20 protein-coding genes, 1 tRNA gene and 2 pseudogenes are annotated in these 22,264 nt (G+C 70.3%); 15 read left to right on the top strand and 8 right to left on the bottom strand.

Annotation, left to right across the window (positions count from 1 at the left end; all coding sequences use genetic code 11):
- Positions 1-29 precede the first annotated feature (29 nt).
- Entirely contained in the window at positions 30-917 is an 888-nt protein-coding gene (locus ACIA8N_RS31060; protein ID WP_365781771.1) for a Yip1 family protein, read from the top strand.
- 113 nt (positions 918-1,030) lie between these two features.
- Here the strand turns inward: ACIA8N_RS31060 and ACIA8N_RS31055 are convergent, their stop codons facing one another.
- The 5 genes from ACIA8N_RS31055 to dcd all read right to left on the bottom strand — a co-directional run bounded on the left by ACIA8N_RS31055 (position 1,031) and on the right by dcd (position 6,090).
- Positions 1,031-1,756, bottom strand: a complete 726-nt coding sequence (locus ACIA8N_RS31055; protein ID WP_365781769.1) for a response regulator — start codon at positions 1,754-1,756, stop codon at positions 1,031-1,033.
- Positions 1,753-3,096 carry an ATP-binding protein gene (locus tag ACIA8N_RS31050; protein WP_365781767.1) on the bottom strand — a complete coding sequence of 448 codons (1,344 nt, stop codon included), beginning with the start codon at positions 3,094-3,096 and terminating at the stop codon, positions 1,753-1,755. Before ACIA8N_RS31050 ends, ACIA8N_RS31055 begins: the two co-directional genes overlap by 4 nt.
- Positions 3,097-3,232: 136 nt before the next feature.
- The gene (locus ACIA8N_RS31045; RefSeq protein WP_365781765.1) at positions 3,233-4,372 is read right to left on the bottom strand and encodes a M23 family metallopeptidase; all 1,140 of its coding nucleotides are present in this window, start codon (positions 4,370-4,372) and stop codon (positions 3,233-3,235) included.
- Positions 4,373-5,003: 631 nt separating this feature from the next.
- The gene (locus ACIA8N_RS31040) at positions 5,004-5,501 is read right to left on the bottom strand and encodes a phosphoribosyltransferase (protein ID WP_024755952.1); all 498 of its coding nucleotides are present in this window, start codon (positions 5,499-5,501) and stop codon (positions 5,004-5,006) included.
- Positions 5,502-5,514: 13 nt separating this feature from the next.
- Positions 5,515-6,090, bottom strand: coding sequence for a dCTP deaminase (gene dcd, locus ACIA8N_RS31035; protein WP_030209939.1), 576 nt, complete (start codon positions 6,088-6,090; stop codon positions 5,515-5,517).
- 406 nt (positions 6,091-6,496) lie between these two features.
- Here dcd and ACIA8N_RS31030 point away from each other — a divergent pair.
- The 6 genes and pseudogenes from ACIA8N_RS31030 to ACIA8N_RS31005 all read left to right on the top strand — a co-directional run.
- A tRNA-Gly gene (locus ACIA8N_RS31030) sits at positions 6,497-6,567 on the top strand.
- A gap of 152 nt (positions 6,568-6,719) precedes the next feature.
- Positions 6,720-7,160, top strand: a complete 441-nt coding sequence (locus ACIA8N_RS31025) for a hypothetical protein (protein ID WP_365781762.1) — start codon at positions 6,720-6,722, stop codon at positions 7,158-7,160.
- The gene (locus ACIA8N_RS31020; protein WP_365781761.1) at positions 7,157-8,548 is read left to right on the top strand and encodes a hypothetical protein; all 1,392 of its coding nucleotides are present in this window, start codon (positions 7,157-7,159) and stop codon (positions 8,546-8,548) included. Before ACIA8N_RS31025 ends, ACIA8N_RS31020 begins: the two co-directional genes overlap by 4 nt.
- On the top strand, positions 8,548-8,868 hold the full coding sequence (locus tag ACIA8N_RS31015) for a hypothetical protein (protein WP_365781759.1): 321 nt from the start codon (positions 8,548-8,550) through the stop codon (positions 8,866-8,868). Before ACIA8N_RS31020 ends, ACIA8N_RS31015 begins: the two co-directional genes overlap by 1 nt.
- Positions 8,869-9,319: 451 nt before the next feature.
- A complete protein-coding gene (locus tag ACIA8N_RS31010; protein WP_365781757.1) occupies positions 9,320-9,667 on the top strand; it encodes a transcriptional regulator in 348 nt (115 codons plus the stop codon).
- Positions 9,664-10,020, top strand: a pseudogene (locus ACIA8N_RS31005) (nucleotidyl transferase AbiEii/AbiGii toxin family protein); the annotation flags it as partial. The gene ACIA8N_RS31010 and the pseudogene ACIA8N_RS31005, both read left to right, overlap by 4 nt.
- Before the next feature lie 412 nt (positions 10,021-10,432).
- Here ACIA8N_RS31005 and ACIA8N_RS31000 read toward each other — a convergent pair.
- Both ACIA8N_RS31000 and ACIA8N_RS30995 read right to left on the bottom strand, forming a co-directional pair.
- Complete coding sequence (locus tag ACIA8N_RS31000) at positions 10,433-11,008, bottom strand: PIN domain-containing protein (RefSeq protein ID WP_365781755.1); 576 nt, start codon at positions 11,006-11,008, stop codon at positions 10,433-10,435.
- Positions 11,009-11,049: 41 nt separating this feature from the next.
- The gene (locus ACIA8N_RS30995) at positions 11,050-11,499 is read right to left on the bottom strand and encodes a helix-turn-helix domain-containing protein (protein ID WP_365781753.1); all 450 of its coding nucleotides are present in this window, start codon (positions 11,497-11,499) and stop codon (positions 11,050-11,052) included.
- Positions 11,500-12,058: 559 nt separating this feature from the next.
- On the opposite strand from ACIA8N_RS30995, the gene ACIA8N_RS30990 reads away from it, so the two are divergent.
- From ACIA8N_RS30990 to ACIA8N_RS30970, 5 genes are all read left to right on the top strand, one after another.
- Positions 12,059-12,280 carry a hypothetical protein gene (locus ACIA8N_RS30990; protein ID WP_365781751.1) on the top strand — a complete coding sequence of 74 codons (222 nt, stop codon included), beginning with the start codon at positions 12,059-12,061 and terminating at the stop codon, positions 12,278-12,280.
- A 493-nt stretch (positions 12,281-12,773) separates the two neighbouring features.
- Entirely contained in the window at positions 12,774-13,208 is a 435-nt protein-coding gene (locus ACIA8N_RS30985; protein ID WP_365781749.1) for a hypothetical protein, read from the top strand.
- The gene (locus tag ACIA8N_RS30980; RefSeq protein ID WP_365782019.1) at positions 13,205-13,852 is read left to right on the top strand and encodes a hypothetical protein; all 648 of its coding nucleotides are present in this window, start codon (positions 13,205-13,207) and stop codon (positions 13,850-13,852) included. Before ACIA8N_RS30985 ends, ACIA8N_RS30980 begins: the two co-directional genes overlap by 4 nt.
- Positions 13,853-13,855: 3 nt before the next feature.
- Complete coding sequence (locus tag ACIA8N_RS30975; RefSeq protein ID WP_365781747.1) at positions 13,856-18,616, top strand: putative T7SS-secreted protein; 4,761 nt, start codon at positions 13,856-13,858, stop codon at positions 18,614-18,616.
- 2 nt (positions 18,617-18,618) lie between these two features.
- A complete protein-coding gene (locus ACIA8N_RS30970) occupies positions 18,619-19,140 on the top strand; it encodes a hypothetical protein (RefSeq protein ID WP_365781745.1) in 522 nt (173 codons plus the stop codon).
- Between the two features lie 54 nt (positions 19,141-19,194).
- Here the strand turns inward: ACIA8N_RS30970 and ACIA8N_RS30965 are convergent, their stop codons facing one another.
- Positions 19,195-19,881: a DUF4386 domain-containing protein gene (locus ACIA8N_RS30965; RefSeq protein WP_365781743.1), complete on the bottom strand. Its 687-nt coding sequence runs from the start codon at positions 19,879-19,881 to the stop codon at positions 19,195-19,197.
- Between the two features lie 117 nt (positions 19,882-19,998).
- Here ACIA8N_RS30965 and ACIA8N_RS30960 point away from each other — a divergent pair, with 117 nt between their 5' ends.
- The 3 genes and pseudogenes from ACIA8N_RS30960 to ACIA8N_RS30950 all read left to right on the top strand — a co-directional run bounded on the left by ACIA8N_RS30960 (position 19,999) and on the right by ACIA8N_RS30950 (position 22,174).
- On the top strand, positions 19,999-20,682 hold the full coding sequence (locus ACIA8N_RS30960) for a TetR/AcrR family transcriptional regulator C-terminal domain-containing protein (RefSeq protein WP_365781741.1): 684 nt from the start codon (positions 19,999-20,001) through the stop codon (positions 20,680-20,682).
- 268 nt (positions 20,683-20,950) lie between these two features.
- Positions 20,951-21,718, top strand: a pseudogene (locus tag ACIA8N_RS30955) (Tat pathway signal sequence domain protein); the annotation flags it as partial.
- On the top strand, positions 21,701-22,174 hold the full coding sequence (locus tag ACIA8N_RS30950) for a discoidin domain-containing protein (RefSeq protein ID WP_365782017.1): 474 nt from the start codon (positions 21,701-21,703) through the stop codon (positions 22,172-22,174). The pseudogene ACIA8N_RS30955 and the gene ACIA8N_RS30950, both read left to right, overlap by 18 nt.
- Positions 22,175-22,264: the final 90 nt, after the last annotated feature.

Here is a 22,264-nt window from a genome sequence, read left to right as displayed (position 1 = left end):
GCACAGCGGAAGCGGGTACGTTCGACGACGTGGCTGGATTCAGGAACGGACGCGGCCGGGACAACCGCCCCCCGCAACAACAACCGCAGCAGGCGCCCTACGGGTACAACGCGGCCCCGCCGCCGTACCCGCAGCAGCAGTGGCCCCAGCAGGGCCAAGGCCAGGGCCAGGGCCCCGCGCCGTACGGACAGCAGGGGCACCAGCAGGGGCACCAGCAGCAGCCCTACGGAGAGCCCGAGTACTTCGGCGAGCCGTACGGCCAGCCGCAGCACCCGCACGCGGCGACGGCGAACAACCCGGGCCACACGCAGATGTTCAGCGTCGACGACCCGTACGCCCAGGCCGGCGGCTACCAGGCGCCCCCGCCCCCCACGGGCCCCCGGCTGCGCTGGCAGGCGCTCCTGAGCGGCATCGTGCTCCGCCCCGCGGACACGTTCCTGCGGATGCGGGACCACGCCGTCTGGGGCCCGGCGCTGGTCGTCACCTTCCTCTACGGGCTGCTCGCGATCTTCGGCTTCGACCAGGCGCGCGAAGAGGCGATCAACGCGACCCTGTCGACGGCGATCCCGTACGTCCTGATGACCGCCCTCGGCTTCGTCGTCGGCGGACTGATCCTGGGCGCGGTCACGCACACCCTGGCGCGCCAGCTCGGCGGCGACGGGGCCTGGCAGCCCACCGTGGGCCTCTCCATGCTGATCATGTCGATCACGGACGCGCCCCGGCTGGTCTTCGCGCTCTTCCTCGGCGGCGAGAACGGTCTCGTCCAGGTGGTCGGGTGGCTGACCTGGCTGGCGGCGGGGGCGCTGTTCACCGTGATGGTGAGCCGCTCGCACGACCTGCCGTGGCCGAAGGCGCTGGGCGCGTCGGCGATCCAGCTGGTGGCCCTGCTGAGCCTGATCAAACTGGGCACGCTGTAGGTGTAGCTGTGGGTGGGACAGGACGGCCGGGCGACCGGCCGCTGCCCCGCACGGACCGGACCGGCCGCCGCACAGGCGCCGGTCCGTTCTCGTTCTGCCCCGGCCCGGCCCGCTCAGCGGGTGCGGCCGATGCGCCACCACCTTCTGCGGTCCGCCGCGTCCGCCGGGTCGGCCGGGTCCGCCGACCCGTCGGCCCAGAACTCCATGAGGTCGCCCGGCGCGAGCCCGAGGGCGTGCTCGATCTCGCCGGGGGTCAGCCCGCGCAGGGAGTCCGAGAGCGACCTGGTCAGGTCGTACCAGTAGCCGCGCAGCGTCGACTCGCTCACGAACAGCTCCCTCGCCACCTGGGCGTAGCTCAGCCCGCGGGCGCGGCCGTACAGGATCTGGCGCTGGCGCTCGCTCAGTACGGTGATGCGGTCGCGCCGTACGAGCACTTCGAGGATTCCGACGACCGCCTGCGGCACGACGGTGCCGCCCGCGGCGACCTCGAGGAACAGCTCCTCGGTCCGGTCGCGCGGAAGCGCCTTGGAGACGACGCCGCTCGCACCCGCCGCGAGGCAGGCCGCGAGCACGAACCGGCGTTCCTCCTGGCTGTACACGCAGACGCGGTAGCCGCGGCCGGTCAGCGCACGCAGGGCGGCGATGCCCTGGCGGACGTCGGGCTGCCGTTCGAGGTTGGCCAGGTGCAGGTCGAGCACGACGAGGTCCACGGCGGGGCCGAGCCGCTCCAGCTCCTCGACCGTGGAGACGGCGGCGACGACGTCGAGACCGGGCATGAGCAGGCCGATCGACTCGCGGATCAGCGAGGCGTCGTCGACGACCGCGACGGCGGGTCTCATGAGGCGTCCGAGAAGGCGGCGCCGGAAGAGGCCGCGTCCGCAGAGGCCGGGTCCGCAGAGGCCGGGTCCGAGAAGGCGGCGAACACCGTGGCAGGCCGGGGATCCCCGGGGCCCGCTCCGGTTCCGGATACCGGGCGCGACGGGCGCGACGGGCGCGACGGGCGCGACCGTACCGTCACGGTCGTCCCCTCGCCCACGGCGGACTCGATCGCGACGCCGAGGCCCCGTCTGCGGAGTTCGCCGACGACCACCTCGCGCAGCCCGACCCCGGCGGTCACCGCCGCGGGATCGAACCCGACCCCGTCGTCGTGCACGGTCAGCGTCCAGCCCCCCTGTTCGCCTTCCCGCTCGTCGAGGTGGACGACGACCTCGTGCGCGCGGGCGTGCACGCGGACGTTCAGCAGGAGGCTCCCGAGCGCGCGCTCCAGCGCCTCCGCCTGCGCGGCGGGGATCCGCAGGCCGGCGCCGAGGTCGAGCGAGGCGACGACGCCGAGGTCGGCGAAACGGTCGCACACCCCCCTGACCACCGGGACGAGCCCGACCGAGGGGCCTTCCCCGTCGGCGGCGTGCACGTCCCTGCCCCGCAGATAGGAGCGCATCCGCCGCAGCTCCACCTCGGCCTCGCCGACGAGCCGCGCACGCGCGTCGTCGTCGCCCTGCTCGGTCAGCAGGCGCATGACGGCGACGCCGTTGTGCATCATCACCTGGGCCCGCCGTTCCTCCTCGCGCCTGGCCAGTTCGGCGGCACGCGCGCGCGAGGCGTCGGCGTCGCGCGCGATGCGGCGGGTGTAGCCGAAGAACATGCGGGCGACCAGCGCGTACACCACGTAGGTCAGGACGTTGCCGACGGCGGTCGACGTCATCTCGCTCCCGACGTCGCCGCCGAGGTAGACCACGTAGCAGACGGAGACCGCGAGCAGGCTGACCGCCCAGACGGCGAAGACGCGCACACCGCCGGCGGTGATGATCACGGACAGCGCGTACCCCGGCTGGAAGGCGGTCCAGGTCCCGAAGCGGTCCCAGGGCGCGAGCACCAGGGGAGCGAGGACGAGGAGGGTGCAGGCCAGCCCGAAGTCGAGCACGGAGACGGCGGTGCCCGGCGGCCGGCGGCGCACGAGCGTCACGACGCTCACCGCGACCGCCGCGAGGGCCGCGGCGCCCCAGCACGCGAGGTAGCCGGCCTCGTGCGGCGACCGCGCCGCCCCGAGCTGCACGGCGGGCACCATCTGCGCGACGGTCCCGAGACGGACCCCGGCGGTGAAGTACGAGAAGGCCCGCTCGACGCCGGCCCTGGTCGTGGGCAGTTCCGCGACCCGCCACAGCCCGCTGCGACTCCTCATCGTCCTCCTCGGCTCCGGGACAGCCTTCTGGCACGCAACGACGAAGATAGTTGAGCGGCATGCCTATGGGCAGGGCCTCTCGAAGAGGCCCTGCCCATAGGTGGTTCGAGGACGCGGACGTCCCGGTCGGGACGGGTCAGACGAGCTTGGCGAGCGCCGCCCAGGTGTAGTCCCCGGGGGCTCCGTCGATCGGGCCGCCGTAGCCGCCGAGCACCGCCATGCGCTGGAGCCCCTTGTACGTGTTCGTGCCGGGCGCCCCGTCGATCGGGCCGGTGTACTGGAAGCCGGTGAACAGCCTCTGCAGGCCCTTCCACGAGTTGGCGCCCAGGAGGCCGTCGGCCGGGCCGGTGTAGCCGCCGAGCCTGGCCACCCGCTGCATCGCCGCGTACGTGTTCGTCCCCGGAGCACCGTCGATGGGGCCGCCGTAGCCGAAGCGGGAGCAGACGGTCTGCACGCCCTTCCACGAGTTGACGCCCATCGCGCCGTCGATCAGGCCGCCGTAGCCGCCCTTCGCGGCCATCCGCTGGAGCGCCATGTACGTGTACGTGCCGGGCGCTCCGTCGATCGGACCGGTGTAGGCGTAGCCCGTGACGACCTGCTGCACGCCCTTCCAGGTGTTGGTGCCCGGCGCGCCGTCCAGGGCGCCGGTGTAGCCGCCCGCGCCGGCGATCTTCTGCAGCGTCAGCCCCTCCCCGCCGGCGGAGGGCGGGGGCGTAACGCCACCGGTGACGGAGAGCGGATCGACCCGGACGCCGCTGGAGTTGATGACGTGCCAGTGCAGGTGCGGGCCGGTCGAGTTGCCGGAGCCGTCGGCGCCGGCCGCCCCTCCGGAGCGCCCGACGATCGTCCCGGCGGCCACGGAAGCGCCGTTGGCGAGCAGGAACTGCGACAGGTGCATGTACTGGCTGCGGTAGCCCTCGGCGTGGTGGATGGTGACGGTGTGGCCGCCGGTGCCGTTGTAGGCGATGTTCTCGATGGTGCCGGCGCCGCAGGCGGGGAGCGACGTCCCCACGGCCATGCCGAAGTCGACGCCGTTGTGGTACGGCGGGTTCCACGCGCCCGTGATGGCGTACGCGCCGAACGGGTTGTAGAGCGCGGGGACGGCGTACGCGCTGGTGGGCAGCACGAGCCCGCCGGCGGTCAGCGCCCCACCGCCCACCACCGCGCCACGCAGCAGCGTGCGGCGACTGACGCCCGTCGGTACGTGGTGGTCGTGGTCACGGTCGTGGTCGTCCCGGCTGCCGCCACGACGGCGCCGTGCCTCGTTCTCGTTCAACGCATCTCCCTGAGCTGTCTCGGGCGGTACGAACGGGCTGTTCCGGAAGATCACGGGCCCACTCATCCCATCGGGCCGCCCCGCCCCCGACAACCCAACGAATGCGCGGAATCGGGGGTGGGCCTCGGGGCCCCGTGGGCTCGGGGGCCGTCAACTCCGCGCTTTCGTTGGGTTGTCGGCGTACCGGCCGTGGGGTGGTCTTGTCCGGTGCGTGGTTCAGCCGGCGATACAGGGATTCCAGGAGGTCAGGTGCCTGAGTGGCCCGAGTGGGTTGATGGCGAAGGACGGGGGCGGTCCGTCCGGCGGACGGCCGGCGGGCTGCTGCCGAGACGGCTCCTGGGGGTGGGCGCGCACGGCACGGCCTCGGCGGCGAGCGCGCCCGGGGTCTCCACCGCGGGTCCGGCGCCGCGAGTCCCCCGGCCGGTACGGCCATCTGGACCTCGACACGGGCGCGGCGGGTACACGGGACCGGTCGACGGCGCGGTCGACGTCAACGGCTGGCAGTGCGTGGGGACCGCAGTCCGCAGTCCGCAGTCCGCGACCACGGCTGCACGGGGCCGATCGACGAAGTGCCCGACACGCACACGTGTCGGGCACTGAGCAAGGGGGTGGTCCGAGTCGACCGACGCCTTCAGGCGTCGAGGACCTGGCCCTCGCGCTTCACGACGGGCGGCTCGACCGACCAGGGGAAGTTGATCCACTCGTCGGTCTTCTTCCACACGTACTCGCACTTCACGAGGGAGTGCGACTTCTCGTAGATGACGGCCGAACGGACCTCGGCGACGTGGTCGACGCAGAAGTCGTGGACGAGCTTGAGCGTCTTGCCGGTGTCGGCGACGTCGTCCGTGATCAGGACCTTCTTGTCGCTGAAGTCGATCGCGTCGGGCACGGGCGCCAGCATGACCGGCATCTCCAGGGTGGTCCCGACGCCGGTGTAGAACTCCACGTTCACGAGGTGGATGTTCTTGCAGTCGAGCGCGTAGGCCAGGCCGCCGGCGACGAAGACACCGCCACGGGCGATGGAGAGCACGATGTCGGGCTCGTAACCGTCGTCGGCGATGGTCTGCGCCAGCTCGCGGACGGCCGTGCCGAAACCCTCGTACGTCAGGTTCTCGCGTACTTCACTCATGCCTGCGGCCGCCTCACACCTGGGTCCGATGGAAGTTCATGAACGAACGGGAGGCCGTCGGCCCCCGCTGGCCCTGGTACCGGGAGCCGTACCGCTCGCTCCCGTACGGGAACTCGGCGGGCGAGCTCAGCCGGAACATGCACAGCTGGCCGATCTTCATGCCCGGCCACAGCTTGATCGGCAGGGTGGCGAGGTTCGACAGCTCCAGGGTCACGTGCCCGGAGAACCCGGGGTCGATGAACCCGGCGGTCGAGTGCGTGACCAGCCCGAGCCGCCCCAGAGAGCTCTTCCCCTCAAGGCGCGACGCGATGTCGTCCGGGAGGGTGATGACCTCGTAGGTGGAGGCGAGCACGAACTCGCCGGGGTGCAGGATGAACGCCTCGTCGCCCTCGGGCTCGACCTCGCGGGTCAGGTCGAGCTGCTCGACGGCGGGGTCGATGTGGGGGTGGCGGTGGTTCTCGAACACCCGGAAGAAGCGGTCAAGCCTCACGTCGATGCTCGAGGGCTGCACCATGGATTCGTCGTACGGGTCGATGCGCACCCGTCCGGCATCGATCTCGGCCCGGATGTCCTTGTCTGAGAGAAGCACGCCCCCACGATACGCAGAGGGCGCGGACCTGCCCCAATCGGCAGCCGCCCGCGCCCCGGCCCCGTACGCCTCAGCGCCGCCCGGCCTCCACCGGCACCGCGTGCCGCAGCCGCGCACACCGCGGACACCGGATGAGCCGCCCTGGCCCGATCCGCCCGGCCCCGAGCTGCTGAAGTGGGAACGAGGCGGTACTGAACACATGCCCTTCGGCACAACGGACGACGGTGCGCTCCATCGGACCCATCAAGTCCCTTCCCCTACACATGTGGTGGACGAGCAGCCACATTAGGGGATGAAGGGGACACCCTCCAGACGGCACTCCGCACACACGGAGGCGTGAACTTCGCCTCAAGTGGCACATGGGGTACAGTGTGCAACGATGCGGCAAAGGTCATCCGGCCGCTGTGCGGATGTAGTTTAATGGTAGAACATGAGCTTCCCAAGCTTATAGCGCGGGTTCGATTCCCGTCATCCGCTCTTGAACGAAGCCCCAGGTCAGAGACCTGGGGCTTCGTCGTTGTCCAGCCCTGTCGGGGCACCTTGCGCCACCACCGCACCGCGGTCCGGCCGCAACCGTTGGTAGCCTCGTCAGTCGCTCGTACAGCAGACCGACCACCGCGGGGGGACGCGTGTCGTTCGATGACGAATGGGCCCAAACGAAAGCCGGCGTGTCCTTGGACAGCCCGACCGCCATGCAGCTCAATCAGCTGCCCGCGGATCGGGCCGGTGGTACCACGGGCGGAACGCTCGACTACAACACGGACTCCATCAACGGGAACGCGAACCTGCTGATCGAGATCGCGGGACTGCTCCACGAGGGCAGGCCCGACGGTGATCTCGGAACCATGGCGCGCGTACCGCGCTCTCATGCCGAAGTCGCCGCCGAGGTCGAACGCTTCGGACGGTTCGCCAACGATCAGTTCCTGGACACGGTCGCGCTCCTCGCGGCGCTCGCCACCCGCCTCAAGACCACCGGGACCGACTTCGTCGCCGTGGACGACGCCAATACCCGTCGCTTCCTCGACAACGTCCTGAGCGATGGCCAGTACGTGGCACCGGAGGCGAGGTGACCGGCCTGAGCTACCGCAAGGACGTCGAGTTCCTCGAAGGCTGCAACCCCGCCCTCGTCGAGCGGAACGCCGACGAGTTCAAGCGCCTCCACGACATGTTGGTCGAGGTCGACACTCCGGCCGAGCGCGCGGAGAAGCGGACCCACTGGCACAGCGAAGGAAGCCAGCACTACGTGTCTCGGATCGCCGAAGCACGCAGGCTCATGCAGCACATCGCCGAGGGCTACGGGCACGCTGCCAGCGCCCTGCGAAGCTATGCGTGGGCGCTGGCGACCGCGAAGAGTCACTACGCGAACGGCAAGGCCAACGAGCGCAGCCTTGCCGCCCTCATCGGCACCAAGGGCACCGCGATCACCCGTGAGGCGCAGGACGCCGAACCCATGCGCCAGTGGGAGGACATGCGAGCCACCACGGGTGTCCTCGACTTCTTCGCGGAACTCACCATGGATGTCGACGACATCCGGGAAGAGGCGAACAGGCTCCACGATGCGGCGGGAGGTGCTTTCCACCTGGCCGGGAAGACCGAGAAGGAAGCTCGTGACCTGTGTGTGCACGGGCTGAAGCAGGCATACGAGCTCCTGCCCGAATTCCGCATGGGCTCCGTCCAGCGAGTGGACATCGTGGCGGCCATCGCATCCCTGAGGAGCGAGGTCGCGGAAGCCGGCGGCAACCCCCTCACTCACCTGCCCGGCAGCCCGCCCAAGCAGGACTACGCCGGAGGAGTCGGCACCAACCCGGTCTCACCGACGCTCCACGACATCCGCACACGGTTGTCCGCCCTACCGGGGGCGGAGGACAGCTACTGGAGTCCGCCTTCGTCGAGCCAGGACCGTAAGGACTGGATCGCCGCGAACAAGGAGATCATTCAGGCCGCCGCGGAGAACTCGGGATTGCCGGCGGACATGGTCGCCGGAATCGCCTGGCAGGAGATCGGTGGACAGCCGGGCATCCTCGACGACCTCACGGACACGATCCGCGAGCAGGCCGACGCACCCTGGGGACTGAGCCCGGTCTCCCCGGAGAACCTTCCCTGGCGCCTCGGCGGAACCCCGGACGAGACGTCCTTCGGCCCCATCGCCATCCAAGTGCGCCGCGGAGCCGAAGTACTCGGTTACGACCCCCAGAACATGTCCGAACAGCAGCGAGCAGTCGTGGAGGAGTCCCTCCAGGACCCGGGGCAGAACATCTTCATCGCGGCGGAGTACCTGGCCCAGCTCAAGGCCGAGAGCGAGTTCGCCGACGTTCCCCCCGAGCAGATGACGCCCGAGCAGCGCCAGGAACTGGCGGCACGGTACAACGGTGGACCGTACTGGCAGGGCGATGACGCCCAAGCCTACGGACGGGCCTTCACCAGGAACATCGACGAAGCCAAGGGAGCTCTCCAGTGATGTCCGATCGGCCCGACGTCGCCGGGACTGCCAGTGACGACGGTTGTCTGCGGTGGGTCATGGCGGTCCCGCTGGTGCTCCTCCACACGATCGCCACATGGTTCGTGTACATGGCCCTCACGATCCGGCCCGCAGGCAGTTGGGACGACGAAGCGCAGGCCGGAATCGAGCTGTCCTGCGTCCTCGCCATCGCCGCGAGCGGACTCGCCCTGCTGATCACTCTGCTTCCGTCGATCCGTCGCGCCATGGGCCCCTGGTGGCTCACCCCACCGCTCCTCCTGGGAGCGGTCGCAGCCGCCCGGTGGGCAGTCGGGGTGTGAGGACGGACGTCCCGCACCTCGTGCCCCAACCGTGCCCTTCAGGACGGACACCAGTGGTCGACACGGGTGTCCAAGAGCTCGTGGGATGAGCGCCACCAGAGCATGTTCCCGCAGGTCAGAAGCGGGACGATCGAGCTCGGCAACGGTGATTCCCAAGCTTATAGCGCGGGTTCGATTCCCGTCATCCGCTCCATGACAAAGCCCCAGGTCAGCGACCTGGGGCTTGTTTGTTGGTGACTGAGTCTCTGCACTCGCACGCCCTTCGGTCTTGCGAGGTGGGGCACGCAGAGGGCACGCACCCCGCATCGTCTCGCCGGAGGTCCCGCACGAGGCCTCTGACCTGCACCTACGCCGCCAATTCCACGGCTGCAGCCCGGCACAGGCTCTGAGCCGGGGGCTCCCTGGACCGGAATGACCCGACCGCCTCCCGCTCCTGCGGAATAATCGAGGCATGGCAGCCACGCCCAGCGTCCCCGAGCTCCGCCGCACCAGATTCGCCCGGCGGCTTCCTGCCGAGCTCTCGGAGCTCGCCGGCCCCGCCCGCGGGCACGTCGACCTTCCACTGCACCTCGCGTGGTCCGGCCTGTCCCGGTTCGATCTCGACCAGCCCCGACTGCGCATGAGCTGTTACCGGATCGTCCTGGCCGAGGGACAGCATGACGACCTGGTCCATTACCTGAACCGGGAACTGCTCGTCGCCATGTGGCCTGTCCTGCGCACCCTGATCAGCCGGGACATCCGCGACGTCTGGGAGAACGCCTTCAACGAACTGTCCCCCGACGCCCAGGCTGCTGCGTGAATCTCACGGAACTGCACCGGCGGCTCCTCGCGGATGTCCTCGCCGTGGGCGACGCCTACCCGCTCGTGCTCACGGGTGGCTACGCCGTCCAGGCACATGGACTGGTCAACCGGCTCAGCAAGGACCTCGATGTCGCCACCGAGAACCCGGAGCCGATGGAGAAGATCGCCGCTACCGTGCGCGCTGGGCTGGAACAACGCGGCTGGCAGGTGCGGGGGTTGGAAACCGACCCGCTGTCCGCGCGGCTGATCGTCACCGACACCGCCAGCGGCGAGGAGTGCGAGGTCGATGTCCTCAAGGAAGCACTCTGGCGTCCGCCGGTGAAGACCGAGCATGGCCTGGTGCTCTCGCTGGGGTCTTCTACAAGCTCAAGAAGGCCGACATGATCGAGCCCGTTCCCGGCAGGATCCGATCTCAATATGCGTGGCGCCTCACTGAGAAGGGTAAGGGCCTTCGCGGCGCATTTGATCGAAGGTGCCTGCACCCTCCTGATTCCGACGGCGAAGGGTCCCTTCGCCATCGGAGTACCGAGCACGCTCGGGAAATTTGTGTGGCAGCCCCCTCGGCCGTCACGATGTCAGCAGGCCCATAGCCCCGGCCCAGCGCTGCTGTGAGCAGCCAACGCTGGCCACTGGCAACGGGATCCGGCCTCGGGTGTAAACGTCGTCACGGAGATGCGGTGCTCTCTGACAGCCTGACCGTCAGGTCCATCGCAGGTACCGGCTCAGGCGCCGCGCACCACCTTCGACACCACCCGCCACTCCATCAGATCAAGCGATGCCCAAGGTGCCGCGTCAGGAGGTCGGCGAAGCCTGGCAGGCCGGCCTTCGCGAGTCGGGCAATGGCATCGGCGATCGTGACTTGCGGATTGCGCTTCTCTCCGGCAAGCCTGACCACCGTCTCCACCACCTCATGCGGCAACTCGCCATACAGCCTGCACAGGTACGAATCCGGGTCGATCACCCGCACTCCGCGCTCAGCCAAGTCGTCGGCAGGAAAGTCGGCGAGGTTCCACGTGATCAGCGCATCGGCCCCGGCAGCCACGGCCGCCGCCGCGTGGTGCCGGTCGTCGGGGTCATCGCCCGGCATGTGATCCACAAGGTGCCCATAGGCCGCCGCCGGGATCTCACAGTCGGCGAAGAAGCGTCGGACGGCCTCCGCAACCGCGGCAGCCGACTCCGCCGAACGCCTTCCCTCCCGAACGATGACCCGCTCCCACTCCGCGAGCAGTCGTTCGGACCACACGATCTCGTGGATGGAGTCCTCAGTGAGGGCCAGCATCACGTCCATCACCGAGAACGGAAACAAGACGTTGGTGTCCACAAAGACCCGCGCTGTCACGCTCCCCCTCATCTCTTTCACGGCTGCCGGCGACACCCACATCAAGAGGGCAGTTCAACGTCCTCCAAGGCGTCGGCAATCTGACGCCGCCCCTCCCTGCGGCGCTCACGCCGCTGCTGGAACGCCAGCACGTCCGCAAGGCGGACCACGCGGTGACTGCTGCCAGGCAGGTTCGTCGAGGGGATGTCGCCGGCGTCGAGCAAGCGGGCGACGAACGGCCGAGACAGACCCAGGAGTTCGGCGGTCTCAGTGGGCGACAGCTGCGCCTCGGACGCCAGGACCGTCACCGCATGCCCGCGGGCCAGCTCACCGGCCGAGGCCAGAAGAATGCGTACCAGTTCTCCAGGAAGTGCCAGTTCGCCGCCATCCGGGGTGCGGACCAGCACCTCGACCGACTCCGGCGCCATCCGGGCAGTCGCGGCGAGCGCACCCTGGTGCGAGGGATCCGGTTCGACCTTCTCAGCACGGGCAAGAACGCTGGATCGAGCCATGACCGCCGCCTCCAATCGCTGACCCAGTGAAAATGCATCTGCAATAACTGTAACCGGAGGGCTCGGTGTGGGCAACCGCGAAGGAGACACTCCCCCGCCACGCCCCGCACAGGATCGGCCTGCCCCCGACTTCCTGGCTCCACTACCCGCCGGTCTGGCGAACGGGCCGCGAGTCCCTTGTCGTGGGCCTCGATGCGGTCGATGCCGATCTCTTCGAACAGCGTGAGCGGCGGCACGCCAAGCCGACGCCCGATCGGGCATCCCGCTGATCTACACTGCCGCGCCGGGCAGCGCGCCCCTCTCCAGCGACATCACTGTTGGCGCCACACCAGGTGCCGAGACGGTCAACAAAGGTCCGGCGAAGCTTCGGACGAGGCCAGCGGCACACGTTTCTGCAGGTCAGACACCGTGATCAGATTCAAGCACCGGGTGATTCCCAAGCTCATAGCGCGGGTTCGATTCCCGTCATCCGCTCTTCTGCGAAGCCCCAGGTCAGAGACCTGGGGCTTTTGCTTCTCGGCGAGACTCTTCTCCGCTCCGCGGGCGCATACTGGCAGCAATGACAAAGCCCAGTGCACCGAAGCGATTTTTGCCCACCAGCCCCTTCAAAGCCCCGGTCGCGCTGCCTCCCAAGCAGTTCGCCGTAGGCGACCAGGTCACACACGACGTGCACGGCCTCGGCCGGGTCGTCGGCATCGAGGACGGGATCGCGACGGTCGTGGATTTCGGCTCGGCGCAAGAGCGGATCCTGAGTCCGTACGCCAAGATGAGCAAGCTGTAGGACCACCGTGCCCGGTCACGGCACACCAGATCCGTTCATGGACCCGCAATGAAGAGGACCCCTCTCATCGACCTGACCTCGCCGTTCTCCGCTCCGGAAGGGGTGTCCCCCTGCGCCGCCGCAGCATCACCGCACCCCACCACGAACCCCTTCCAGGCGCCCGACTTCGGGGAGATCGAAGCCTTCCCGTTCGACGAGGATGCGCAAGAGTCGGCCTCTGGCACGAGTGCGGCTCGACGCGAGGCGGGCTAGCTCCCACTCGTGACGACGTCGCACCCGTCGCACCGTCGTACCGACCAAGCTCCCGTCATCCGCTCTTCTGCGAAGCCCCAGGTCAGAGATCTGGGGCTTCGTCGTTGTCCGGACCTGCCGCGGCGCGGGCCGATCCCGCCGACGTCGAGGCCGACCCTCTCGCGGAACCGTTCCCCCGTTTAGGTCGTATTCCTCTCCGACAGCGGGAAGGTACGGCCCGAACCAGCGGGGAGGACAGCCGGTGAGCGACGGAGCGGCACTTGCGGAGCGGATCGCCGAGCGGCGGGCGGGACAGGGCCATCCCCTGGACATGATCGGCGAGCTGCGGCGGTCCGTGGTCCTCGTCCCGGTCGACTCCGGCGGTCTGTGGACGGCCGAGCTCGGCGGGGTCCGGTGGATCTGTGCCTTCACCGGCGAGGCGTCCCTCGCCCGGTTCGCCCGCGCCCGTTCCCTCGCCCCCGGCGCGCAGGCGGACGATGCCACCCGCCCCTGGGACTACGCGGCGCTGCGCGGCGCGCGCCTCCTCGACGAGGTCGTGCCCGCCCTGGGCGTGCCCGCCGGGGTGGCCGTCGACATCGCCGATCCGGACCGGTCGATGTTCTTCCCGCCGGTTCGCGGCATCGTCCCCGACTCCGCCGCCGTGGACGACGAGGCCGACGCCGGAGGTGACGTCTGATGGGCAGCGGGCCCGAGGACCTGAAGTTCGACCAGGAGAGCATCAAGCGGATCACCGAGGGGATCCGGGCGGCCACCGCCGAACTCCGCGACATCGGCACGGGCACCGGCGCCGTGCTCGGCAAGGGGTTCTCCGAGCTCTCGATGACCGGCATGGAGGCCGGGCACCACGGTCTGTCGGCCGACTTCGAGGACTACTGCGAGCGCTGGGAATGGGGCGTGCGGGCGCAGATCCAGGACGCCAACACCCTCGCGGCGACGCTGGGACTGGCCGCCGGACTCGTCTGGGAGGAGGACCAGTACCTGCAGGGCACCTTCAAGATCGCCGTGAACTCCGCCGTGGGCAACCCGCACGCCTCGGAGGCGGACATCGTCAAGCAGGACTGGGGCGACGTGTTCACGCCCGACTATCTCAGCCCCGACTGGAGCGCCGAATCCTTCGAACGCGCCGGTGACGACGCCGCGCAGACCTGGAAGGACACCGGACGGGTGCTCGTGACGGAGGGCCAGGGCGGGAGCCGGGCGCGGATCCTCAACGAGCTTCTCGGGGTGGACCAGGGCGACTTCGACCGTGCGGTGGACGAGACGTTCGGCCCGTCTCCCGAGCAGCGGGCCGCCCAGCAGCCGAACAACGGGGGGAACTGAGCCGTGGGCATCGGGGACTTCATCAGCGACATCACTCCGGATGCCGTCGAGGACGCGGTCGAGGACGGGGTCGAGTGGGCCGGCAACCGGGTCGAGGACGCCGGCAACTGGACCGCGGACCGGTTGGACGACGTCGGCTGGGAGTCCGGCGCGGACTGGGTACGCGAACAGTCGCGTTCGGTGGCGAACCGGATGGGCGCCGAGGTCGACGAGATGGATCTCGGGCAGACCGAGGACAAGACCAAGCTGATCTACGGCAGCCCGTCCAAGCTCCGTTCGACCGCCTCCCATCTGAAGGACCTGCAGGCCTCGTTCGACAAGGTGGGCCAGGGGCTCAAGGGCCTCGACGCGTCCGCCGTGAAGGGCGAGGCCGCGGACGCCTTCCGGGAGAAGGTGGCGGTCGAGCCGCCGAAGTGGTTCAAGGGCGCCGACGCCTTCGGCAAGGCCTCCGACGCGCTGACCGGCTTCGCCTCGACCGTGGAATGGGCCCAAGGACAGGCCCAGACGGCCATCGACAAGTGGAAGCAGGGCACCAAGGCGTCCGAGGACGCCGCGAACGCCCACCAGAAGAGCGTCGACGACTACAACAAGGCCGTCGACCGGTACAACGCCGAACCCGCCGACAAGCGGAACCCGGCCTCCCTGCCGCCCAGGCCGGGCGCCTTCAGCGACCCCGGCAAGGCCCTGATGGAGGAGGCGCAGGAGCTCCTCGCCGAGGCCCGTAAACAGCGCAACACGGCAGCCGAGACCGCCCGCACGGCGGTCCGGGCGGCGCGGGACGCGGCCCCGCCCAAACCCTCGTACGCCGAGCAGGCCAAGGACGGCCTCGACGAACTGCAGCTGATGCAGACGCACTTCGGGGGCGGCATCATCAAGGGCACGGCAGGTCTGCTCAGTTTCGTCCGAAGCGTCAACCCCACCGACCCGTACAACCTCACCCACCCCGCCGAGTACTTCACCCAGCTCAACAGCCTCGCCGCCGGGCTCGTGCAGGTCGCCAACGACCCCATGGGCGCGGGCAAGCAGATGCTCGACAACTTCATGAAGGACCCGGCGGAGGGCCTCGGCAGGCTCGTCCCCGACCTGCTGCTCACCGCCGCCACCGGCGGCGGTGGCGCGGCGGTCAAGGGCGCACGGGTCGCCGCGGAGGCGGCGGACCTCGCCAAGGACGCCAACCGTGCCCGCACACTGCTCGACGACGCTCCCCCCGGCACCCACAACCGGCCCGATGCCGAGCGCCCGGTCGGCGAGACCGACCCGGTGGACCTGGCCTCCGGCCGGATGTTCCTGCCGCAGACCGACCTGGTGCTGCCCGGCGCGCTGCCGCTGACCTTCACCCGGCGCGCCGAGTCCGGGTACACGCTGGGCCGGTTCTTCGGCCCGTCCTGGTCCTCGACGGTGGACGAGCGACTGACGGTCGACGCGCGCGGCGTCGTCCACGTCACCGACGACGGCCTCCTGCTCCCCTATCCGCACCCGGTGCCCGGCGTCCCCACCCTTCCCGAGTCGGGCACCGCGCGCCGGCTCCTGGCCCGCCACGACGACGGCGACTACACGCTCACCGATCCGGCGACCGGCCAGATCCGCCGGTACACCGCACCGGCGGGTGCCGAGCCGGGCGGGGACGGAGTGGCCTGGCTCACCGGCATCGACGACCGCAACGGGCACGCCATCACGGTGGACCGCGCCGAGGACGGCACCCCGCTCGCACTCGTCCACTCGGCGGGTCACCACGTGGCCCTCGACACCGAGGACGGCCGGGTGACCCGCCTCGCCCTGCGGCTCCCCGACGGCGCCGCTCAGGACGTCGTCCGCTACGGCTACACCGACGGCGACCTGACCGCCGTCACCAAGCCCTCCGGGGCCACCCTCGCCTTCGCCTACGACGACCGGCACCGGGTCATCACCTGGACCGACTCCAACGACAGCCGCTACGACTACGTCTACGACGAGGAGGACCGGGTCGTCGGAGAGGGCGGCGGAGCCGGTCATCTCCAGCTCACCCTCGCGTACGGCGCCCCCGACCCGGTCACGGGCCACCGCACCACCACCCTGACCACGGCCGACGGCCGCGTCGTCCGCCATCTCGTCGACGGCGCCTCCCGCGTCGTGGCCACCACCGACCCGCTCGGAAACATCACCCGCTTCACCCATGACCGGCACGGCAACGTACTCACCCGCACCGACCCGCTCGGCCGGACCACCACCTTCACCTACGACGCCGACGGCCGGCTGCTCGTCGTCGTCCGCCCCGACGGCGGCCGCGTCGCCGTCCGGCGCGACGCGCGCGGGCTCCCGGTCGACTTCACGGACGCGGACGGCACGCGCATCCGTCAGGAGTACGACGAGCGCGGCAACCTGACGGCGGTCACCGACGCCGCGGGCCACACCACGCGCTACACCTACGACGAGCAGGGCCACCCGCTGTCCCGTACGACCGGGACCGGGGCCGTCATCACGTACCGCAGCGACGCGGCCGGACTGCCACTGGCGGTGACCGACCCGCTCGGGGGCACCACCCGTTACGAACGCGACGCCTTCGGCCGGCTCGTCCGCGTCACGGACCCGCTCGGCGGCGTCACCACCCTGGAGTGGGACGCCGACGGCGGACTGGCCCGGCGCACCCATCCGGACGGCTCCGCCGAGACCTGGACGTACGACGGTGAGGGCAACTGCACCTCCCACACCGACCGGGCGGGCCTCACCAGCCGCTTCGAGTACACACACTTCGACCTCCTGGCCGCCCGTACCGGCCCGGACGGGGCCCGCCACACCTTCGAGCACGACGCCGCCCTGCGACTCACCAAGGTCACCGACCCGCGCGGCCTGACCTGGTCGTACACCTACGACCGGGCCGGCCGGACCGTCGCCGAGACCGACTTCGACGGACGGACCATCGCCTACGCCCGCGACGCGGCCGGGCAGGTGACAGCACGGACCAACGCGGCCGGCGAGACGGTGAGCTACGCGCGCGACGCGCTGGGCCAGGTCGTCCGGAAGGAGGCGTCCGGCGCCGTCACCACGTACTCCTACGACCGCGCCGGGCGCATCGTCCACGCGGCCGGGCCGGACGGCGAGCTCGTCCGGCAGTACGACCGCCGTGGCGACCTGAAAGCGGAGATCGTCGACGGCCGGCTGCTCTCCTTCGCCTACGACACGGCCGGGCGCCGCGCCCGCCGCACCACGCCCACGGGGCACGTGACCTCCTACGGGTACGACGAGGCGGGCCGCCTCACGACGCTGACCAGCGGCACCCGCCGGATCGGCTTCGCCCACGACCCGGTCGGACGTGAGGTGTGCCGGTCCATCGGCGGCGCGGCCGGCCCGGACACCTCGCTGACGCTGGCCTCCGTCTGGGACGAGGCCGGCCGGCTGAGCGAGCAGGAGCTGACCGCCGGCGCCCGCACCGTCAACCGGCGCGCCTACACCTACCGCGCCGACGGACACCTCACCGCACTGGACGACGCCCTGCGCGGCTCCTTCCGCTACGACCTCGACGCCGCGGGCCGGGTCACCACGGTGACAGGCACCGACTGGACCGAGACGTACGCCTATGACGCGGCCGGAGCCCAGACCTCCGCCTCCTGGCCCGCGGGGCACGCCGGCCACGAGGCGACCGGCTCCCGTGCCTACGAGGGCACGACCGTCACCCGCGCCGGAGCCGTGCGGTACGAGCACGACGCCGCCGGCCGGATCACCTCGCGCCGCAGGACACGGCTCTCGCGGAAGGCCGACACCTGGCGCTACACCTGGGACGCCGAGGACCGGCTCACCGCCGTCACCACCCCCGACGGGACCCGCTGGCGCTACCGGTACGACCCGCTGGGCCGCCGCACCGCGAAGCAGCGACTGGCGGAGGACGGCACGACGGTCGTCGAGGAGGTGCGGTTCACCTGGGACGGCTGGACCTTGTGCGAACAGACCGCCGCCGTCCCCGGAATCCCTCGGCCCGTCGCCCTCACCTGGGACCACCGTGGCGTACGACCGCTGTCCCAGACCGAACGCGTACTCGCGGCGGACGCCTCCCAGGAGGTGTTCGACGAGCGCTTCTTCGCCATCGCCACCGACCTCGTCGGGACCCCCACCGAACTGGTCTCCGAGTCCGGCGACGTCGCGTGGCTCACCCGCGCCACGCTGTGGGGCACCACCACCTGGTCCAGGAACGGGACCACGTACACCCCGCTGCGCTTCCCCGGGCAGTACTTCGACTCCGAGTCCGGCCTGCACTACAACCTGCACCGGCACTACGACCCCGCGACCGCGCGCTATCTGACGCAGGATCCACTCGGGCTCGAACCGGGTCCCAACCCCTCGGCCTATGTGCACAACCCGCACACCTGGGCCGACCCGCTGGGCCTCGCCCCCTACGACCCGCTGCGCGAGGGGTACACCTCGCAGCCGGGCTTCGAGAAGGACCCCTACCACCCCGACGTCGTCGAGCAGCGCATCAAGGAGAACCGCGAGCTCTACGGCATCAAGGACCCCGCCGACAAGGGCATGATCGGGGCGAACGGACCCCAGATCACCAGCAAGACGCTGTGGAACCATGGGCCGTACCGGATCGACGTGGAGAATCCCAACCCCGGCCAGCGGCCGGGACAGCTGCACTTCCAGGATCAGAGCAACAAGGGCGCGAAGTACCAGTTCGACTTCGACTCCGGGAAGTTCGAGGGTCTTCCCCGAAGCATCGAGAAGGCCGTGGGCAGCAATCCCGGCTTCATCGCCGGCATCAGGAAGGGTCTCGCCGCACTCGGCGAAGGGTAGACGTGCGCACCAACCAGTGGATGAGGAAGCTCCTCGCGGACGCGGATCTGGCCGGTCTGTCCTCGTCGGACATCCCCCCGATGTTCCAGGAGGTCGTCGAGCGGGGCTGGTCGGTGACAGGAAGCGGCGCGCGGGTGCTGACCGATCTCCGTCCCGACGCTGCGGGGTCCTACTTCGACCGCCTGACGGAGGAGACCACGATCAACGGCCGTGGGATGACGGACTACGACCTCTCCACCGAGCCCGCCGCCACGGCCGAACGAGCGAACGTGCTGCTGCGCCGATGCCTCGCGTACGCGGCCGACTGCCTGCGGGCGGCACAGGACCACTTCGGCGACGACAAGGTGCGGGCGTACGTCTCGCTGTCCCTGGGCGGTCTCGACGACGACCTCCTGACCGCCCAGGTCACGTTCTGCACACCGCTGCCGGACACCGCGCCCTACATCAGCGGCCTGGAGCAGGTACAGGATGCCGCCGTGGCGGAGCTCTCCGTGGGTGACCGTCCGGACGGAGGGACGGCCTGACGAGGCCTGCTTCCGCAGGTCGGACACCATCCTGCCGAGAATCCCGGTGCCGGATCAGCCACTTCTCCGTATGCCCTCGCGGGACGCGGCGTCCGCGCCGGGTCCGAAGCCCCTGACGATCAGCCATCCGGCCAGGCCCAGTTCCCAGGCGAACACCGGGAGCGCGGCGGCCGCCCCCGCCGCGGAGAGCTGCGTGTAGGCGCCGAACATCACCGCGATGGCCGAGGCGCAGATCAGCGGGCCGCCGACCAGCCCGAGCACGGCGATGAAGCGCGGTACGAGCCGTGCGCGGTACGCCAGGTACGCGAGCAGGACGGTGTTCAGGCCGAGGGCGATGTTGGGCCCGAGCAGGAACGTCCATTCGTGCACGGCCACCAGCGCGGCATCGGCGCCGTCCGCCGCCCCCGCGTCCCGCCGCAGGGTGACGAGCGCCAGGACGGCGACGATCCCGACGGCGATGACGGCCGCCTCAAGGAGCCGTCCGAAGGCGTACCCGAGGGCGAGCCCCTCGCCGTGCCGCCGCAGGACGGGGAACAGCGCCGCTCCGGTACCGGTCACCGCCACCACCAGCACCACCTCGCAGAGCACCCCCAGCAGCGCCTGCGTGTCGGCGCCCTGGGCGAGCCGGCCGTCCGCCGCGCCCAGCAGGGGGCGGTACAGGATCGCCCCGGCTATCGCGGCGGCCTCGGTCAGCAGGAACAGCGACCCGGTGGCCACCGCGGTTCTCCGGTCCGGACTCATCTTCTCTGTACCCCTCGCTCGATGGAGGTGTACGCCGTACACCTTTCTGCGATCGTAGGTGTACGGCGTACACTCGTCAAGGAGTGGATTGTCGAAGAGGGAAGGGGCCGAACCGGAATGACCCGGCAGGAAGCCACGCGCACGCAACGGATCCCCCTGAACAGGGACCGCGTCCTGCGCGCCGCCGTCGCGCTCGCCGACGTCACCGGCATCGACGCGCTCAGCATGCGCAGGCTCGCGCAGGAGCTGGACGTCGTACCGATGGCCCTCTACAAGCACGTGGCCAACAAGGAGGAGCTGCTCGACGGCATGGCCGACGCCGTCGTCGGCGAGATCGACCCGCCGGCCGCGGGCCCCGACTGGCAGCGCGTGGTCCGCGGGCGGATCCTCTCGGCCCGGCAGGTCCTGCTGCGCCACCCCTGGGCGGTCCGCGTCATCGAGTCGCGGACCGGCCCCACCCCGGCCGTGCTCGCGTACCTCGACTCGATGGCCGGGACCCTCCGGGACGGCGGCCTCTCCGCCGACCTCACCCACCACGTCATGCACGCGATGGGCAGCCGCCTCCTCGGCTTCAGCCAGGAACTGTTCGACACCTCGGGCCCCTCCGGCCCGCCCGACCCCGGCCTTGCGGCGCGCTACCCGCACATCGCGGAACTGGCCGCGACGGCCGCACACGACGGGGGCTCCACGGTCGGCGGCGGCTGCGACGACCAGTTCGAGTTCGAATTCGCCCTGGACCTCCTCCTGGACGGCTTCGAGAACCTTCGCCGCCAGGGCTGGACGTCAGCGCGGAAGGCCTAGCGGAGGGGGAGGGAGACCCGGCCGCGCCGCGATGCGCCGGGCGATGCGCGGGTCGTGCGAGGCACCCGGTCCTCGATTCACTCGTCGGTACGGCGACCGTTCGTCCGCGGTCGCCACCCCCATGACGGATGCCGACGGGGGAAGGTAACAGGGCCGGCGTTTATTTGATAGGAACCTTTACTGACGACCGCCTCTCGGGCAGCATGGCGTGTACCTGGCAACCTCGTTCTAGGGGTGACACATGACGTACCGCCGCACGTACCGCCGCATGCCGTCGATCCTGCTGGCCGCACTCCTTCTGGCCCTGCTCGGACCACTGCTCTCCTCCGCGCCCGCCGGAGCCGCTCCCGTCTGGACGCTCCGCTGGTCCCCCGATCCGGGTGTCGAGGGCCTGGGCGCCTTCGAGACCATCGAGGACGACCGGGCCGATTCGCATCCCGAGGCCGGACCGCACATCAAGGTCGCGAACGGCGCCTATCGATTTGACATGCACATGATTGATCGGGACACGTCCACCGACCGGCAGCGCCACGAGGTCACCGGCAACCGGACCTCATCCTCCGGCTACCTCCAGTGGAAGCTCGGCGAGACCTGGAGGGTGACGTACTCGATGTACATCCCCAGCTCGCTGATGGCCACGACGAGCTTCACCCACATCATGCAGACCAAGCAGCCCGGCCCCGGCACCTCGCCGATCACGGTCACCTCACTGCGCCGGGTGAACGGCGTGCAGACCATCGAGCACAAGGTCTTCGCCGAGGACGTCCTGGTCGGCCGGACCAACCTGGAGCCCCTCCAGAACAAGTGGATCGACATCGAGTACGAGATCAAGATCGGCGACGGCACGGCGGGCTCGGTGCGCTGGGTCGTCAGGAACGGCACCACCACGGTCGTCGACGCGACCAAGACGGGCGTCGACACCTTCCTCGCCGACCGGGTCCGGCCCAAGTGGGGCATCTACCGCTCCCTCGGCGACACCTCCGGCTCCCTGCGCGACACCTACCTCCTGCTCCGCAACATGCGCGCCTACCAGCTCACCGGCGGCACCACCCCCGCGCCGGGCACGGAGGCACTCCTCTCGCAGGGGCGGCCGGCCTCGGCCTCCTCCACGGAGGGTTCGGGCTTCGAACCCGGCCTGGCCTTCGACGGCCAGAGCGGCACGCGCTGGGCTTCCGCCGAAGGGGCCGACCCCCAATGGCTCCGCGTCGACCTCGGCACCACCGCCGCGCTGACGCGGGTCCGCCTGGACTGGGAGGCCGCGTACGCCTCCGCCTACCGGATCCAGTCGTCCACGGACGGCACCACCTGGACCGACCGCGCCACCGTCACGGGAGGCGACGGCGGCACCGACGACATCACGGTGACGGGCAACGCGCGCTACGTCCGCGTGTACGGCACCCAACGGGCCACCCCGTACGGCTACTCGCTCTACGAGCTCAAGGTCTACGGCACCACCGGCGGAACCACCAGCGTCTCCCAGACCCCGTCCTAGGGGTCGTCTTCAAAGGCGGTCTGGTGATGAGGGATCATGCTTGTCGTGGTGCGTCGTCATGAGCTTTCGGATGCCGAGTGGGCTGTGTTG

The sequence above is a fragment of the Streptomyces sp. NPDC051822 genome, assembly GCF_044452745.1.
Taxonomy (GTDB): domain Bacteria; phylum Actinomycetota; class Actinomycetes; order Streptomycetales; family Streptomycetaceae; genus Streptomyces.
The sequence above is the reverse complement of the archived record's forward strand: the minus strand, read 5'-3'. Positions and strand labels throughout refer to the sequence as shown.

Bases quoted from the DNA above. Each gene is read 5' to 3' on its own strand.
- ACIA8N_RS31055 (WP_365781769.1), bottom strand. From the start codon at position 1,756: ATGAGACCCGCCGTCGCGGTCGTCGACGACGCCTCGCTGATCCGCGAG.
- ACIA8N_RS31050 (WP_365781767.1), bottom strand. From the start codon at position 3,096: ATGAGGAGTCGCAGCGGGCTGTGGCGGGTCGCGGAACTGCCCACGACC.
- ACIA8N_RS31040 (WP_024755952.1), bottom strand. From the start codon at position 5,501: ATGAGTGAAGTACGCGAGAACCTGACGTACGAGGGTTTCGGCACGGCC.
- ACIA8N_RS31015 (WP_365781759.1), top strand. From the start codon at position 8,548: ATGTCCGATCGGCCCGACGTCGCCGGGACTGCCAGTGACGACGGTTGT.
- ACIA8N_RS31010 (WP_365781757.1), top strand. From the start codon at position 9,320: ATGGCAGCCACGCCCAGCGTCCCCGAGCTCCGCCGCACCAGATTCGCC.
- ACIA8N_RS30995 (WP_365781753.1), bottom strand. From the start codon at position 11,499: ATGGCTCGATCCAGCGTTCTTGCCCGTGCTGAGAAGGTCGAACCGGAT.
- ACIA8N_RS30990 (WP_365781751.1), top strand. From the start codon at position 12,059: ATGACAAAGCCCAGTGCACCGAAGCGATTTTTGCCCACCAGCCCCTTC.
- ACIA8N_RS30965 (WP_365781743.1), bottom strand. From the start codon at position 19,881: ATGAGTCCGGACCGGAGAACCGCGGTGGCCACCGGGTCGCTGTTCCTG.
- ACIA8N_RS30960 (WP_365781741.1), top strand. From the start codon at position 19,999: ATGACCCGGCAGGAAGCCACGCGCACGCAACGGATCCCCCTGAACAGG.
- ACIA8N_RS30950 (WP_365782017.1), top strand. From the start codon at position 21,701: ATGCGCGCCTACCAGCTCACCGGCGGCACCACCCCCGCGCCGGGCACG.